Origin of the sequence: Cupriavidus basilensis (genome assembly GCF_029335485.1) — a bacterium.
GTDB classification, from domain to species: Bacteria; Pseudomonadota; Gammaproteobacteria; order Burkholderiales; family Burkholderiaceae; genus Cupriavidus; species Cupriavidus basilensis_E.
In genome coordinates this window covers 1-14,476 of sequence record NZ_JARJLM010000159.1, presented here as the reverse complement: position 1 = coordinate 14,476, position 14,476 = coordinate 1, and the positions used below count along the sequence as shown (strand labels likewise).

At 64.5% G+C, this 14,476-nt stretch carries 15 protein-coding genes; 11 read left to right on the top strand and 4 right to left on the bottom strand.

The features are described from left to right. The first annotated feature begins 40 nt into the window (after positions 1 to 40). Both P3W85_RS09365 and lpdA read left to right on the top strand, forming a co-directional pair. Positions 41 to 658, top strand: a complete 618-nt coding sequence (locus tag P3W85_RS09365; protein ID WP_017231078.1) for an MFS transporter — start codon at positions 41 to 43, stop codon at positions 656 to 658. A 28-nt stretch (positions 659 to 686) separates the two neighbouring features. Beyond that, a complete protein-coding gene (gene lpdA, locus P3W85_RS09360; protein WP_276264569.1) occupies positions 687 to 2,465 on the top strand; it encodes a dihydrolipoyl dehydrogenase in 1,779 nt (592 codons plus the stop codon). A 436-nt stretch (positions 2,466 to 2,901) separates the two neighbouring features. Here the strand turns inward: lpdA and phaP1 are convergent, their stop codons facing one another. Next, positions 2,902 to 3,480: a TIGR01841 family phasin PhaP1 gene (gene phaP1, locus P3W85_RS09355; protein ID WP_017231080.1), complete on the bottom strand. Its 579-nt coding sequence runs from the start codon at positions 3,478 to 3,480 to the stop codon at positions 2,902 to 2,904. Between phaP1 and P3W85_RS09350 the strand changes: the two genes are divergently transcribed. The 6 genes from P3W85_RS09350 to pbpG all read left to right on the top strand — a co-directional run bounded on the left by P3W85_RS09350 (position 3,479) and on the right by pbpG (position 8,495). After that, positions 3,479 to 3,742 (top strand): hypothetical protein, encoded by a 264-nt coding sequence (locus P3W85_RS09350; protein ID WP_276264568.1) that lies wholly within the window; start codon positions 3,479 to 3,481, stop codon positions 3,740 to 3,742. The two genes, phaP1 and P3W85_RS09350, sit on opposite strands and share 2 nt — an antisense overlap. A 184-nt stretch (positions 3,743 to 3,926) precedes the next feature. Continuing rightward, complete coding sequence (locus P3W85_RS09345) at positions 3,927 to 4,880, top strand: histone deacetylase family protein (RefSeq protein ID WP_276264567.1); 954 nt, start codon at positions 3,927 to 3,929, stop codon at positions 4,878 to 4,880. Then, positions 4,877 to 5,782: a DMT family transporter gene (locus P3W85_RS09340; protein ID WP_017231082.1), complete on the top strand. Its 906-nt coding sequence runs from the start codon at positions 4,877 to 4,879 to the stop codon at positions 5,780 to 5,782. Before P3W85_RS09345 ends, P3W85_RS09340 begins: the two co-directional genes overlap by 4 nt. Before the next feature lie 20 nt (positions 5,783 to 5,802). Next, positions 5,803 to 6,255 (top strand): acyl-CoA thioesterase, encoded by a 453-nt coding sequence (locus P3W85_RS09335; protein ID WP_035818717.1) that lies wholly within the window; start codon positions 5,803 to 5,805, stop codon positions 6,253 to 6,255. 28 nt (positions 6,256 to 6,283) lie between these two features. Next, positions 6,284 to 6,985, top strand: a complete 702-nt coding sequence (locus tag P3W85_RS09330; RefSeq protein WP_017231084.1) for a nitroreductase — start codon at positions 6,284 to 6,286, stop codon at positions 6,983 to 6,985. A gap of 286 nt (positions 6,986 to 7,271) precedes the next feature. Continuing rightward, entirely contained in the window at positions 7,272 to 8,495 is a 1,224-nt protein-coding gene (pbpG, locus tag P3W85_RS09325) for a D-alanyl-D-alanine endopeptidase (protein WP_276264566.1), read from the top strand. 95 nt (positions 8,496 to 8,590) lie between these two features. Here pbpG and P3W85_RS09320 read toward each other — a convergent pair whose 3' ends face one another. The 3 genes from P3W85_RS09320 to P3W85_RS09310 form a co-directional block, all read right to left on the bottom strand. Continuing rightward, positions 8,591 to 10,003 carry an FAD-binding oxidoreductase gene (locus P3W85_RS09320; RefSeq protein ID WP_276264565.1) on the bottom strand — a complete coding sequence of 471 codons (1,413 nt, stop codon included), beginning with the start codon at positions 10,001 to 10,003 and terminating at the stop codon, positions 8,591 to 8,593. 47 nt (positions 10,004 to 10,050) lie between these two features. Continuing rightward, a complete protein-coding gene (locus P3W85_RS09315) occupies positions 10,051 to 10,794 on the bottom strand; it encodes a FadR/GntR family transcriptional regulator (RefSeq protein WP_276264564.1) in 744 nt (247 codons plus the stop codon). Between the two features lie 177 nt (positions 10,795 to 10,971). Continuing rightward, positions 10,972 to 11,757, bottom strand: coding sequence for an IclR family transcriptional regulator (locus P3W85_RS09310; protein ID WP_017231088.1), 786 nt, complete (start codon positions 11,755 to 11,757; stop codon positions 10,972 to 10,974). 238 nt (positions 11,758 to 11,995) lie between these two features. On the opposite strand from P3W85_RS09310, the gene P3W85_RS09305 reads away from it, so the two are divergent. Genes P3W85_RS09305 through P3W85_RS09295 form a run of 3 tightly spaced genes read left to right on the top strand, consistent with a single transcriptional unit; the run spans position 11,996 to position 14,448 of the window. After that, positions 11,996 to 12,721, top strand: coding sequence for a (Fe-S)-binding protein (locus tag P3W85_RS09305; protein ID WP_017231089.1), 726 nt, complete (start codon positions 11,996 to 11,998; stop codon positions 12,719 to 12,721). Positions 12,722 to 12,763: 42 nt separating this feature from the next. Next, on the top strand, positions 12,764 to 14,173 hold the full coding sequence (locus tag P3W85_RS09300; RefSeq protein ID WP_035818720.1) for a LutB/LldF family L-lactate oxidation iron-sulfur protein: 1,410 nt from the start codon (positions 12,764 to 12,766) through the stop codon (positions 14,171 to 14,173). Continuing rightward, positions 14,173 to 14,448 (top strand): hypothetical protein, encoded by a 276-nt coding sequence (locus tag P3W85_RS09295; protein ID WP_276264563.1) that lies wholly within the window; start codon positions 14,173 to 14,175, stop codon positions 14,446 to 14,448. Before P3W85_RS09300 ends, P3W85_RS09295 begins: the two co-directional genes overlap by 1 nt. The last annotated feature ends 28 nt before the right edge of the window (positions 14,449 to 14,476 follow it).

Below are 14,476 nucleotides of genomic sequence, written 5' to 3'. Positions count from 1 at the left end.
TTGCCGATCGCCTGCCAACAGGAAAACAGGAAGCGAGTCCATGACTACCTGCGTTGTCGTCAAGAAGGCCGGCGAGGTGGCGATTGCCGCCGATGCGCTGGTGACGTTCGGCGACACCCGGCTCACGCGTGCCTACGAGCGCAACCAGAAGGTGTTCCCGGTGGGCGACAGCTTCGTGGCGCTGGCGGGGACCACCGCGCACTTTCCGGTGATGCGCAGCCTGCTGGCCGGGCTGGGCGAGGACTGCCGCCTGGCGTCGCGCGACGATGTCTTCCGGACCTTCCTCAAGGTGCATGAAAAGCTCAAGAACGAGTATTTCATCAACACCAAGGAAGACGAGGACGATCCTTACGAGTCTTCGCAGATCGTGTGCCTGATTGCCAATCCAGCGGGTATTTTCGGCGTCTATTCGTACCGCGAAGTCTTCTCGTTCGATCGCTTCTGGGGCATTGGCTCGGGCCGCAACTACGCACTTGGCGCCATGCATGCGGTCTACGACCAGCCGGCGCTGAGTGCCGGGGAGATTGCACGGATCGGGGTGGACGCAGGCGTGGAGTTCGACAAGAGTTCGGCGGGCCCGGTCGAGGTGCAGGTGGTGCAGCTGCGCGCCGCGGCGGGCGACGGGGCAACCAATAACGATGGCGCGGCCTGCATCTGAGGCGGGACGCGTTTTTGAGGAGCAAAGCATGAGTGTGATCGAAGTCCAGGTGCCGGATATCGGCGATTTCGACGCGGTGGAAGTGATCGAAGTGCTGGTCAAGGCCGGCGATACGGTCGAGCAGGAGCAGTCGCTGATCGTGCTCGAGTCGGACAAGGCCAGCATGGATGTGCCGTCTTCGGCCGCCGGCAAGGTGGTTGACGTCCGCGTCAAGGTTGGCGACAAGGTAGCCAAGGGCGTGGTGATCTGCACGCTGGAGAGCGAGGCTGTGGCCAAGCCGGCCGCGCCTGCTTCGGCACCGGCCCCGGCTCCGGTGCCCGCTGCGGCCGTCCCGGCCGCGGCACCCGTGGCGGCTTCGCATTCGGGCAGTGCCGATATCACCTGCGACATGCTGGTGCTGGGTGCCGGCCCCGGCGGTTACTCCGCTGCCTTCCGCAGCGCCGACCTTGGCATGAACACCGTGCTGGTCGAGCGCTACGGCACGCTCGGCGGCGTCTGCCTGAACGTGGGCTGCATTCCGTCCAAGGCGCTGCTGCATAACGCTGCCGTGATCGACGAGGCCAAGGCGCTGGCTGCCCACGGCATCCTGTTTGGCGAAGCCAAGATCGACCTGGATGGCCTGCGCCACTACAAGGACACCGTGGTCGGCAAGCTGACCGGCGGCCTGTCCGGCATGGCCAAGGCACGCAAGGTGCAGGTCGTGCGCGGCGTCGGCACCTTCCTTGATCCGCATCACCTCGAGGTGCAGGAAACCGAAGGCGACGCCAAGCAGACCACCGGCAAGAAGACGGTGATCCGTTTCGAGAAGGCCGTTATCGCCGCCGGCAGCCAGGCAGTCAAGCTGCCGTTCATCCCCGAGGATCCGCGCATCGTCGACTCCACCGGCGCGCTGGAACTGCCCGAGGTGCCGAACAGGATGCTGGTGATCGGCGGCGGCATCATCGGGCTGGAAATGGCCACGGTGTACAGCACGCTGGGCGCCAATATCGACGTGGTGGAAATGCTCGATGGCCTGATGCAGGGCGCCGACCGCGACCTGGTCAAGGTCTGGGAGAGGATGAACAAGCTGCGCTTCGGCAAGGTCATGCTCAAGACCAGGACGGTAGGCGTGGAAGCGAAGCCGGACGGCATCTACGTCAAGTTCGAAGGCGAGCAGGCTCCCGCCGAGCCGCAGCGCTATGACCTGGTGCTGGTGTCGGTGGGCCGCGCGCCCAACGGCAAACGCATCGGCGCCGAGAAAGCAGGCGTGGCGGTGACGGATCGCGGCTTTATCGACGTCGACAAGCAGATGCGCACCAATGTGCCGCATATCTTCGCCATCGGCGACATCGTCGGCCAGCCCATGCTGGCGCACAAGGCGGTTCATGAGGCGCACGTGGCGGCGGAAGCCGCGCACGGCGAGAAGGCCTACTTCGATGCCAAGCAGATTCCGTCGGTGGCCTTCACCGACCCGGAAGTGGCGTGGGCCGGCCTGACCGAGGAACAGTGCAAGGCGGAGGGCATCAAGTACAGCAAGAGCGTGTTCCCGTGGGCGGCTTCCGGCCGTGCCATTGCCAACGGCCGCGACGAGGGCTTTACCAAGCTGATCTTCGACGAGGAAACCCACCGCATCATCGGCGGCGGCATTGTCGGCACCCATGCCGGCGACCTGATCAGCGAAGTTTGCCTGGCCGTCGAGATGGGCGCCGACGCGGTGGATATCGGCAAGACCATCCATCCTCACCCGACGCTGGGCGAGTCGATCGGCATGGCTGCGGAAATCTACGAAGGCGTTTGCACCGACGTGCCGCCGCCGCGCAAGCGCTAAGCGCCGGCGCCACATCGAGGCCCGCCTTTCGGCGGGCCTTTTTACTGGCAGATTCGCAATTAACCGCCAGCATTTGGTGGCAACCTGCAAGGCGGCTCTCCGCCGCTCAAACCCCGTCTTCAGGGGAGGAAACAGCCAGAGAGAGGCGCGGATCCGTGTAGCAGCGGGGCAGGGATTGGCGCTGGTCTGGCGCGAGCAACGGGGCTTGGCAGATGGCGGCATCTCCGCCCTGGCGCGCGGACAAAAAAATCCCGGCATTGGGCCGGGATCGAATCGGTACTGGAATACAAGGAGACCGGATACCGAGGAGACGCTGTCAGAGGGCAGGGCGGCTTGCTTGCCATCCTTGCTGCCTTCGTTGGCAAAATGCACCGGGTTTGCCGGATGCGCTTTGCCAACGAACCGGCCGAAGCCGGTCCGTTCACTACTGGGCCGATCAGGCGGCGGTAGTTGCCTTCTTGGTCGCGGTGCGAGCCGTGGCGCTGGCTTGCTGGGCGGCCTTGGTGGCGGCGCTGGCGGCTGCCTGGAAGTTGCTTTCGGCGATTTCAACAGCCTGCTTGGTGGCCTTTTGGACCGATTCGTAGGCGTTGTTGGCGGCGCTGATCGCGGACTTCACGATGGCAACGGTCGACTCGGAGCCGGCCGGGGCGTTCTTGGCAAGGTTCTCGACCAGGGCTTGCACCTTCTTCGAGTTGTCAGCCAGTTGGGCTTCGGCAACCTTGGTGAATTCCGACTGGGTTTCCGAGGTGATTTCGTACACGTGGCGGCTGTAAGCCAGGGCCTTTTCGGCAATCGGCTGAACCAGCGAAGCCTGGATGGCCAGCAGTTCCTGTGCATCCTTCGCCGACAGGGCCTTCTTGGCGTTGTCCACGTTTTCGGCGAACGTGGCCTTGACCACTTGCAGGTTCAGTTCGACCAGCTTTTCAACGCCTTCAAAGGCCTTGGTGGTCAGGCCGAACAGGGTTTCGAGGTTGGCTTTTTGCGCTGCGGCGAATTGTTCCGGGGTGAAGCTCATGCTGGTCTCCAATGATGAAGTTCAAGGTCAAGCAAAATTAGGCCGCCCAGATGTCAAAGCCATGACGAAGACATCATTTCTCGTCAGCCAGCCCCAGGCGTTGGGGGTTGGCGGCACATTCGTCTGCTCTGCAAAACGGATGGTGCGCCGCAACAATTCCAATTGTAGGGGAAAGAAATGCCCTGTCAAGTGGTTCTTGTGCAATGCACAAATAAGTTCGATTGAAGTCAGTCGGATATCTGCTATTCATCACCTGATCTGAGCGTTTGCAACCCTCGTCCAGGGCAGGGGCGAAGGGGGTTGCGTACCCTGGCGCCGCCACAGTGCTACCATCGCGGTCTGCCCGAAAGGGTGCCGCCCCGGGGCGGCCCGGCGGCCGATACGCTGCGCTCCCGTCGTCCGGGCCAGCCATGGGCGGCCGGCATGCCTGTTCCACGTTCGCCTTCATGCTCGCTTTCTACGCCGATCATTTTGTTCTGCCCCTGCCCGAGGGCCACCGTTTTCCGATGCGCAAGTACAGCATGCTGCGGGAGGCGGTCGCGCGCGAGGTGGAGGGCCTGATGATGGTCGAGGCGCCACGGGCAGGTGACGATGCCTTGCTGCTCGCCCACACGCCCGAGTACGTCGCCAGGGTTTCGCGAGGCGAGTTGGACCCGGCCCGTCAGAGGGAGATCGGTTTTCCCTGGTCGGCGGCCATGGTGGAGCGCTCGCGCCGCTCGGCGGGCGCCACCATCGAGGCCTGCCGTGCGGCGCTGCGGGAGGGGATCGCCGTCAATCTGGCCGGTGGCACCCATCACGCCTATGCCGACAAAGGGGGCGGCTTTTGCGTGTTCAACGATGCGGCGATCGCGGCGCGCCAGTTGCGCCGTGACGGCCACGTGGAGCGCGTGGCGGTGGTGGACCTCGATGTGCATCAGGGCAATGGCACCGCCGCCATCCTGCGCGACGATCCGTTCGTCTTTACGCTTTCCCTGCATGGAGAGAAAAACTATCCCTTCCGCAAGGAGGCCAGCGATCTCGACGTAGGGCTGCCCGATGGTTGTACCGACCAGGCCTACGCCGAAGCATTGCAAGGCGCGCTCGATGCGCTGTTCGCGCGCTTTTCTCCCGACCTGATCATCTACCTGGCTGGCGCCGATCCCCATGAGGGCGACCGGCTCGGCCGTCTTAAGCTCACGCTGGCGGGCCTGGCGCATCGCGACCATCTGGTGTTCGGGGCGGCCCTGGAGCGGGGCCTGCCGATTGCAGTGGCCATGGCCGGCGGCTACGGCAACCGGATCGAGGATACCGTCGCGGTGCACGCACAAACGATCGGGCTGGCTGCGCAGTATCACCGGCGCTATGCAAGGCAGGCAGGCCTGGCCACGCATGCCGCAGAGGCAACGGTGGCGCCTCGATGAGCGCAACCAGTCAAGGCAGCGCAGTGCGCGGCACGCTGTGGATGGCCGCCATGCCCTGGCTGTTCGTGGTGATCTGGAGTACCGGCTTTATCGTCGCCAAGTATGGCATGCCGCATGCCGAGCCCATGACCTTCCTGTTCCTGCGCTTTGTCGGCGTGCTGGTGCTGATGGTGCCCTTTGTGATCCTGGCGCGGGTGCCGCTGCCGCAGCGCGCCGGCGCCATTGACTGGCGCATGGTCGGGCACATCGCGCTGGCGGGACTGTTCCTGCAGGCCGGCTATCTTGGCGGCGTTTGGGCCGCCGTCAAGCTTGGCATGCCGGCGGGGGTCTCGGCCCTGATCGTCGGGATGCAGCCGATCCTGACCGCGCTGGCGGCTGCGCGCATGGGCGAGGCCATCGGCCGGCGCCAGTGGATGGGCCTGCTGCTCGGCATCGCGGGCGTCGGGCTGGTGGTGGCCAACAAGCTGTCGGCCAGCGGGCTGTCCGCGCCGAGCCTGCTGCTGGCTGTTGGCGCTTTGTTCTCGATCACCTTCGGCACGCTCTACCAGAAGCGCCATTGCGCGGTGTTCGATCTGCGCATGGGTTCGGTCATCCAGTTTGCCGCGGCGGCGCTGGCTTGCCTGCCGTTCATGTTCCTGACTGAAACGCGCCATGTCGCGTGGAATGCCGAGATGTTCGGCGCGCTGGCCTGGTCTGTGGTGGCGTTGTCGATCGGTGCCATCTCGCTGTTATTCCTGCTGATTCGCGAAGGCGCGGCCACCAAGGTGTCCAGCCTGATGTATCTCACCCCGCCAACCACCGCGGTCATGGCATGGCTGCTGTTTGGCGAGCGTTTTCCGCCGCTGGCTGCGCTGGGCATGGCCCTGGCAGCCAGTGGCGTGGCCCTGGTGATTCGCCGCTGATCCTCCTATCCGTCCTGCCAATGAAACCGACCGCCGATACCCGGAGCGCCTACCGTCACTTCCAGCCTATCACGACACGCTGGATGGACAACGACGTCTATGGCCACGTCAACAACGTCATCTACTACAGTTATTTCGATACCGTGGTGAACACCTACCTGATCCGGCAGGGTGTGCTCGATATCGAGGCTGGCGACACCATCGGGCTGGTGATCGAGACGCAGTGCAATTACTTCAGCGCACTGAGCTTCCCCGATACTGTGGTGGCGGGGCTGCGCGTGGCGCGCCTGGGAAACTCCAGCGTGCGCTACGAAGTTGGCCTGTTCCGCAACGACGAGGACGTTGCCGCCGCGCAGGGGCATTTCGTGCATGTCTATGTGGATCGCGCCACGCGCCGTCCGGTGCCGCTGCCGGCCGCGCTGCGCCATGCCTTGCAGGCGCTGGTGAACGAGCCCGCGGACGCCGGCGCCTGAGCCGGCCGGCGCAAAGGAGTTGAGATTCATGGATTCACAGCAGAAGCGGGATACCGCCGTGGTCGACCAGGCCATCGTCACGCGCCGCTCGGTGCGCGCTTTCCTGGATACACCGGTGCCGCGCGAGGTGGTCAACGAGATCCTGGCGGTGGCCAGCCGGGCCCCTTCCGGAACCAATGCCCAGCCGTGGCGCGTCTATGTGCTGACGGGCGAGGCCAAGCTGAAACTGTCCGCCGACGTGCTGTCCGCCTACGACGATCCCCAGCGCGACAGCAAGTATCGGGAAGAGTACCCCTACTATCCGCGCGCGTGGGTCACGCCCTATGTCGACCGCCGCCGCAAGGTTGGCTGGGACTTGTACAGCCTGCTGCAGATCAGCCGCGAGGACAAGGCGCGCATGCATGCGCAGCATTCGCGCAATTTCACTTTCTTCGATGCCCCGGTGGGCATGATCTTCACCATCGACCGCATCCTGGAGCAGGGCAGCTGGCTGGACTATGGCATGTTCCTCCAGAGCATCATGGTGGCGGCGCGTGCACGCGGGCTGGACACCTGCCCGCAGGCTGCGTTTACCCAGTTCCATGCGGTCATCAGCAACCACTTGCGGTTGCCGGGTGATGAAATGGTGGTTTGCGGCATGGCGCTGGGCTATGCCGATCCGGCCGCCATAGAGAATACCCTTAGTACCGAACGTGAACCGGTGAGCGGGTTCGCGCGTTTCTTGTCATGAGATAGCTCGCCGCTTGTGCGGGTGAGCGGACTTTTTCTTGTGGGCGCGCCGGGCAGCCGGTGCGCCCGCAGTGCTTGATGGGGCGGGGCAACGACGACGGGCTGCTGTCGGCATCGCGCTCGGCATCGGCCTTGCTGCACGTGCAATGTGATGCGTGCCCCGCATTTTTTGCAATGTGGAATTGTTTGCAAATCGAACTTTAAAGAGCCTTCGTAAGTCTTTAATCTTGCTAACAATTTCTTTTTTTCCTAAACTGGCGCAATCCAAGTTGCGCGCTGAATGAATCATGTTCCGGTCTGATTCCCCCCTATTGTTTCGATTCTTCGGCTCTACCCCTCTTACTTCGGTTGCGGCTTCCGTGCTGTTGACCGTTTCCATGCTGGCCACCCCTACGGTTGACGCCGCGACGCAGTCGCCGGATTCGACAAAAGCCAGCAAAAAGTCGGCAAAAGTCTCCAAGTCCGAGAAAAAATCGGTATCTTCATCCAAGTCCGCAAAACCCAGGCAGGTTGCCGGTGCCGCCAAGGCTGAGCGCGTCACCACGCGCAAGGTAGTCGTGCTGAAAAACGGCAAGCGGCATGTGGTGGCGCAGCGCCAGGCCGTGCCGGTGCGGGCAGCCTTTACGCCGGCCAAGCCCTCGCTGGGCGAGGCGCTCGGGCTGCGCGAGACCGAGGATGCGCTCTCCCTGCGCTCCAGCGTTGCGCTGGTGATGGATCAGAACACCAATGAGGTGCTGTTCCAGAAGAACGCCGCCGCGGTGTTGCCGATCGCCTCGATCACCAAGCTGATGACCGCCCTGGTGGTGATGGACGCGCACCAGCCGATGGACGAGCTTCTCACCATCAACGAGGAGGACCGCGACAACGAGAAGCACAGCAGTTCGCGCCTGCGCTTCGGCACGCAGCTGACCCGCCAGGAGGCGCTGCTGCTGGCGCTGATGTCCTCGGAGAACCGTGCGGCATCCGTGCTGGGACGCAGTTATCCGGGCGGCTTGCCGACGTTTGTGCAGGCCATGAACCGCAAGGCGCGCGAACTCGGCATGAACGATAGCCACTTCGTCGATTCGAACGGCCTGTCGAGCAGCAATGTATCGAGTGCGATGGACCTGGTGCGCATGGTCAACGCCGCGTATCGCAACCCCACCATCCGCGAGTTTTCGACGCAGACCGAGCATGAGGTCAATGTGCTTGGACGTACCCAGCACTACGTCAGCACCAATCGCCTGGTGCGCGGCGGCAACTGGGATATCGGCCTGCAGAAGACCGGTTTCATCTCCGAGGCAGGGCAGTGCCTGGTGATGCAGGCACGTGTCAACGGCCGCAATGTGGTGATGGTCTTCCTCGACTCGGTCGGCAAGCTGTCCCGCTTTGCCGATGCGACCCGCGTCCGGGACTGGCTGGAGCACGCGCAGTCCGGTCCTGGCCGTCCGTTCCCCACGTCGCCGAACCTGACCCAGGGCCCAACTTCCCCCCAGGCAATCCTTACCGCGCAGCAACCCCGGGGCATCTGATGGCGGCGCCGGGATGAGCCGGCACGCCGCTGTATGAAAAACGCGCCGGCAACGGCGCGTTTTTCATTTGGGCCGGGCCTAGATTTGGGCCGGGCCTAGAGCAGTTTGCCGGGATTCATGATGCCGGCCGGATCGAGCAATTGCTTGATGCCGTGCATCAGGCGCAATTCCAGCGGATCCTTCAGGCGCAGGAAGTCATCGCGCTTAAGCTGGCCGATGCCATGCTCGGCGCTGATGCTGCCGCCGTAGCGCGCCACCTCGTCCAGCACCTCGGCGGTCAGCGCCTTGCCATGCTGCGCGGTCCAGTCGCGTTCCGCACCCGCGGGGCGCGACAGGTTGTAGTGCAGGTTGCCGTCGCCGAAATGGCCGAAGATGAAAGGGCGGATGCTGGGGCTGATTGCCTTCAGGCGCGTTTCCATCGATGCCATGAACGCCGGGATCTGCTCGATCGGCAGCGATACATCGTGCTTCAGGTGGGGGCCATCGGCGCGCTGTGCCTCCGAGATTTCCTCGCGCAGCTTCCACAGGCTCTGCAACTGCGCCAGCGAGGCGGAGACCGCCGCATCCAGGCACAGCTCGCGCTCCAGCGCCTCTCCGATGACACGTTCGAGCAGGGCGTTCAGGGCGTCTTCATCGGTGGTGTCGGCCAATTCCACCAGGACATAGGCCGGATGGCGACGGTCGAAGGGTTCCTGCACGCCTTCCGCGTGCTTCAGCACCAGGCCGACGCAGTCGCCGGTGAAGAATTCGAAGGCTTGCAGGCGGGCGCCGCACTGCTCGAACAGCAGTTCGAACAACGCCAGTGCCTGCTGCGGCGAGCCGACCGCGGCCAGCACCACGGAGCGTGCATCGGTGCGCGGGAACAGGCGCAGCGCCGCGGCGGTGATGACGCCCAGCGTGCCTTCGGAGCCGATCAGCAATTGCTTGAGGTCATAGCCGGTATTGTCCTTGCGCAGCGCACGCAGGCCGTGAAAGATCTCGCCGTTGGGCAGCACGGCTTCCACGCCCAGCACCAGTTCGCGCGTCATGCCGTAGCGCACCACATTCACGCCGCCTGCATTGGTCGCGAGATTGCCGCCGATCTGGCAAGAGTCCTCTGCTGCCAGGCTGAGCGGCAGCAGGCGATGCGCGTCCTGTGCCGCGCGCCGCAGGTTGCCGAGGATGCAGCCGGCTTCGGCCACCAGTGTATTGGCGATGGTATCGATCGAGCGGATCGCGTTCATGCGGTCCATGCTCAGCAACACGTTGGCTGGACTGCCGTCGGGCGCGGCGCCGCCGCACAAGCCCGTATTGCCGCCACGCGGCACCACCGGCACCGCAGCCTGCTGGCACAGCGCCAGGCAGCGGGCTACCTCGTCGACCGAGCGCGGCCTGACCACGGCCTGCGCATTGCCGCGGTAGAGCCCGCGCCAGTCGGCGAGCCAGGGCGCGACCTGGTCGGGCTCGGTGGCAACCACATCGGGGCCCAGCGCTTCGATCAGGCGGGGCAGGAAAGCTGAATTTTGCATGGTGGTTCGGTTCGGTTTCGGTTCGATCTGGGGGGGGGCGATGCGGCTCATGCCGCCGGATGGGTTGATTCCTGGCTGCCTGGGGGGATGGCGCGTGCGCTCAGTTGCAGCCCAAGGCGCGCCGCCGCGCCTTGCAGATGCGACACCGCAGCCGTGCGTGCCTGCTCGGCGTTGCCGGCACGGATCGCATGGAAGATGGCCAGGTGTTCCTGGTGGACCTGCTCCGACAGGCCGGCCTGCCGCTGCGTATTCAGCCGTGCCGCGTGCACGGCCTGGTGCAATTGCAGGTTCAGGTACTGCAGCAGCTGCAGGTAGTACGGGTTATGGGTGGCGGCGGCAATTGCGACGTGAAACGCCGTGTCGGCCTCGGTGCTGCGGTCGGGGTCGTGCAATTGGGCCCCGAGCCGATCCAGCAGCGCCTGCATCTGCGCGACTTCCTGACCGGTACGCCGTAGCGCGGCCAGCGCGGCGGCGGCACTTTCGAGATCCAGCCGCAGTTCGTAGATGCTGGCGAGTTCACCGCGATCGATACCGATTTCCTGCGGCACCCGGAAGCCCGCGTTGCCCACGCGCGAGCGCACCGTGCTGCCAAGCCCCTGGCGGCTTTCCACCAGGCCTTGCGAGCGCAGGTGCTCGGTCACCTCGCGGATCACCGCCGGGCTGACGCCATAGTGCTCGGCAAGCTGCTTGCCGGATGGCAGCCGGGCGCCGACGGGGTACTTGCCGTCCGCGATCTCGGCGCAAAGTTGCTGGGTCACCTGTTCGGTGAGGGTGATGGCTTTGGTACGCATGCCAGGCATGGTACAGCTATCAGGTTATCTGAAAACTAATGGTAAACCCCTGGATTGCGGGAAGACTGGGCCTCGGGGGCATGATAGGCGCCGCCGCATCGGGGTGCGGGCACTTCGCCGGATCGGGCGAAGAGGGCGCCAGAGGCCCTCCCCGTCATCCCGCGATCGAACTCAGGCTCAGGCAGCCACGTCCGTCGAGTAGCCCATGCCGCGAGAGATTTGCAGCGCGGTGTCTTTCAGGTTCTGCAGCCAGCTGTCCTGCAGGCGATCGGCCGGGGCCGATAGCGACAGGCCGGCCACCAGCCGGCGCGAATCGTCGTAGATGCCGGCGGCGATGCAGCGCACGCCGAGTTCCAGTTCTTCGTTGTCGCGCGCGTAGCCGTTGGTGCGCACCCAGTTGAGTTCGCGCTCCAGCTTGATCAGATCCGTGATGGAAGTGCGCGTATGGCCGGCCAGGCCGGTGCGGGTGGCATAGTTGCGCACCCGTGCGATTTCATCGGCAGCCAGGAACAGCTTGCCGACCGAGGTCAGGTGCAGCGGCGCACGTCCGCCGATGGCGCGCACCACCTGCATGCCGGAGCGTTCGCTGTAGGCGCGCTCGATGTAGACGATCTCATCGCCCTGGCGCACCGACAGGTTGACCGTCTGGCCGGTCACGCGGTGCAGCGCGCGCATCGGCGCCAGCGCGGCATCGCGTACCGAGAGGCGCGCCTTGACCAGGTTGCCCAGTTCGAGCAGCCGCATGCCCAGCCGGTAGCTGCCGGGATCGGAGCGGTCGACGAAGCGGCAAGCCACCATGTCGTTCAGGATGCGGTGCGCGGTGGAAGGATGCAGGCCGGTGGCCAGCGACAACTCCTTGAGGCTGACCGGATCAGCATGCTGGGCCAGCGCATCCAGCAGGGTCATCATGCGTTCGATGACCTGGATGGATGTCTTGCCGGGTGCTTTGTCTGCTTCTGCCATGGGGGAATGTTGCCGTGCGGCAAATTAAGCGGTTGCCTGATTCTATCTCGCATTGTGAAAATTTCAATAGATGAAATGGTATTACCGAAAGAAACTTCGGATTCAGCCGGGCACTGGCAGGATCGCCAAGGCATGTGAGAATGTGGCGGATTCATCGCTGGCGAGATCGCTTTTTGTATGCCGGCAGATGCGCAAGGGCGCATAATTGCGGGGTTTTGGGGTCTGGAAGAGGGAAACAATGCGAGTCGGTCTGTTCGCCACCTGCCTGGTGGACCTGATGCGTCCGGAAATCGGCTTTTCGGTATTGAAGCTGCTGGAGAAGGCGGGCTTTGACGTGATGGTGCCCGAGGCCCAGACCTGCTGTGGGCAACCGGCCTACAATTCCGGCGAGCGTGCCGCGGCGCGCGATCTGGCGGAAAAATTCCTGCGCGAATTCGAGATGTTCGACTACGTGGTGATTCCGTCGGGTTCCTGCGGGGGCATGGTGCTGCATCATTACGCCGACCTGCTGCGCGACGACCCCGAGCTCAACAGCCGCTACGAAACGCTGCGCGCGCGAGTGTTCGAGTTGACCGATTTCCTGGTCAATGTGGCCAGGCTGGGCGAATTCGACTCCAGGTTCGCGGGCCGCATCACCTACCATGATTCCTGTTCCGGCCTGCGCGAGCTCGGTGTCAAGAGCCAGCCGCGCGCCTTGCTGGCGCAACTGCCCGGCGTGCAACTGAACGAGATGAAGGACTGCGAGGCCTGCTGCGGATTCGGTGGCACCTTCTCCGTCAAGTACGGCAATATCTCCACGGCCATCGTCGACGAGAAGTGCGCCAACATCAAGGCCAGCGGCGCCGACGCCGTGGTGCTGGGCGACCTGGGCTGCATCCTCAATATCGAAGGCCGCCTGCGCAGGACCGGCGACACGCGCACGCAGGTGTTGCACATTGCCCAGGTGCTGGCCGGCGACGCCTGAGCTCCGGCCGGACAAAAAACAATACCTAGCGAGATCCCCGCTATGCAAGTTCGCAGCATGGAATTCAAGGCGCGCGCGGGCCAGAAGCTGGCCGACCAGCGCCTGCAGCAAAACCTCAAGAAGCTTTCCACCAAGTTCGTCACGGCGCGTGCCGACGCCATCCTCGATATCGATTTCGACGCCACCCGCGAGGCGCTGAAGGAGCGCCGCAACCGTGCACTGGAGAACCTCGACGTCTGGCTGGCCACCTTCGAGGAAAACGCTACGCGCCGCGGCGCCACCGTGCTGTTCGCGGAAACCACGGCCGACGCTGCCCGGCTGGTGGGCGAGATCGCGCAGAAGCACGGCGTGAAGAAGGTCATCAAGAGCAAGTCGATGGTGACCGAGGAAATGCGCCTGAACCAGGTGTTGGGCGAGATGGGCGTGCAGAGCATCGAGACCGATCTCGGTGAATACATCCTGCAGATCAACGATGCAGAGCCGCCATCGCACATCATTGCCCCGGTGGTGCACAAGGACAAGGAAGAGATTGCCGATCTCTTCGCCAAAGTGCACCACAAGCCGCGCCTGACGGACATCCCCGAGATGACGCGCGAGGCGCGCGAAGTGCTGCGCCCGGAGTTCCTGTCGGCCGACATGGGCGTGACTGGCGGCAACTTCATCATCGCCGAAACCGGCTCGGTGGCGGTGGTGACCAACGAGGGCAACGAAGGCATGTGCACGGTGATGCCGCGCGTGCACGTGGCCGTGACCGGCATCGAGAAGGTGCTGCCGACGCTGGAAGACCTGGCCACCGTGATGCGCCTGCTGCCGCGTTCGGCCACCGGGCAGGCCATCTCGAACTATTTCTCGCTGCTGACCGGCCCGCGCGCCGAAGGCGAGCGCGATGGTCCCGAGCATATGTATTTCGTGGTGGTCGATGGCGGACGCAGCGGTCTGATCGGCGGCGAGTTCCAGGAAATGCTGCGTTGTATCCGCTGCGGCGCCTGCATGAACCATTGCCCGGTCTACCAGAAGATCGGCGGCCATGCCTATGGCTGGGTCTATCCGGGCCCCATGGGCAGCGTGCTGACGCCGAGCTACGTCGGCCTGGCCAATACGCTGGACTTGCCGCAGGCGGCCACGCTATGCGGCGAATGCAATCGCGTGTGCCCGGCATCGATCCCGCTGTCGGACTTGTTGCGCAAGCTGCGGGAAAAGCAGATGGAGCGTGGCCTGCGTCCCTGGCAGGAGCGGCTCGGGCTGCAAGTCTGGGCCTATGTGGCGCGCCGGCCGGGGCTCTATGCCCTGGCTACCCGCATCGGCGCGCGGCTGCTGGCGCGCATGGGCGGCAGCAGCAAGCTGATCGCCAGCCTGCCGATGGCGGGCCGCGGGTGGACCGAGACCCGGGACCTGCCGGCCCCGAGCGGAAGGACTTTTCGCGAACTTTATAAGGAAAGGAGGGCCCGCTGATGACTACGACCCCTGATAACGCACCGGCGCTGGCAACCATGCGCGCAGCGCTTGAACAACATATCGGCGGCCAGCTCGCCGCCGACGGCCTGGTGCGCAGCTGGCGCGAGGCCGCACCGGGACTTGTGCTGCCGCCGATGTTCGGACAGGCGATGGAGGAATTGCTGCGCCGGCTGGAAATGTCGGCGGTGTTCGCGCAGGACAGCTGCTCGTTCTCGAGTTCGGCGGTGACCGATCAGCTCAAGCGCTGGCTGGATAAGGCGGCCACCGCCTGAGCGCCGCCGCGCCAGGAGCAAGAGGTGG

Bases quoted from the DNA above. Each gene is read 5' to 3' on its own strand.
- P3W85_RS09365 (WP_017231078.1), top strand. From the start codon at position 41: ATGACTACCTGCGTTGTCGTCAAGAAGGCCGGCGAGGTGGCGATTGCC.
- lpdA (WP_276264569.1), top strand. From the start codon at position 687: ATGAGTGTGATCGAAGTCCAGGTGCCGGATATCGGCGATTTCGACGCG.
- P3W85_RS09350 (WP_276264568.1), top strand. From the start codon at position 3,479: ATGCTGGTCTCCAATGATGAAGTTCAAGGTCAAGCAAAATTAGGCCGC.
- phaP1 (WP_017231080.1), bottom strand. From the start codon at position 3,480: ATGAGCTTCACCCCGGAACAATTCGCCGCAGCGCAAAAAGCCAACCTC.
- P3W85_RS09345 (WP_276264567.1), top strand. From the start codon at position 3,927: ATGCTCGCTTTCTACGCCGATCATTTTGTTCTGCCCCTGCCCGAGGGC.
- P3W85_RS09340 (WP_017231082.1), top strand. From the start codon at position 4,877: ATGAGCGCAACCAGTCAAGGCAGCGCAGTGCGCGGCACGCTGTGGATG.
- P3W85_RS09335 (WP_035818717.1), top strand. From the start codon at position 5,803: ATGAAACCGACCGCCGATACCCGGAGCGCCTACCGTCACTTCCAGCCT.
- P3W85_RS09330 (WP_017231084.1), top strand. From the start codon at position 6,284: ATGGATTCACAGCAGAAGCGGGATACCGCCGTGGTCGACCAGGCCATC.
- pbpG (WP_276264566.1), top strand. From the start codon at position 7,272: ATGTTCCGGTCTGATTCCCCCCTATTGTTTCGATTCTTCGGCTCTACC.
- P3W85_RS09320 (WP_276264565.1), bottom strand. From the start codon at position 10,003: ATGCAAAATTCAGCTTTCCTGCCCCGCCTGATCGAAGCGCTGGGCCCC.
- P3W85_RS09315 (WP_276264564.1), bottom strand. From the start codon at position 10,794: ATGCGTACCAAAGCCATCACCCTCACCGAACAGGTGACCCAGCAACTT.
- P3W85_RS09310 (WP_017231088.1), bottom strand. From the start codon at position 11,757: ATGGCAGAAGCAGACAAAGCACCCGGCAAGACATCCATCCAGGTCATC.
- P3W85_RS09305 (WP_017231089.1), top strand. From the start codon at position 11,996: ATGCGAGTCGGTCTGTTCGCCACCTGCCTGGTGGACCTGATGCGTCCG.
- P3W85_RS09300 (WP_035818720.1), top strand. From the start codon at position 12,764: ATGCAAGTTCGCAGCATGGAATTCAAGGCGCGCGCGGGCCAGAAGCTG.
- P3W85_RS09295 (WP_276264563.1), top strand. From the start codon at position 14,173: ATGACTACGACCCCTGATAACGCACCGGCGCTGGCAACCATGCGCGCA.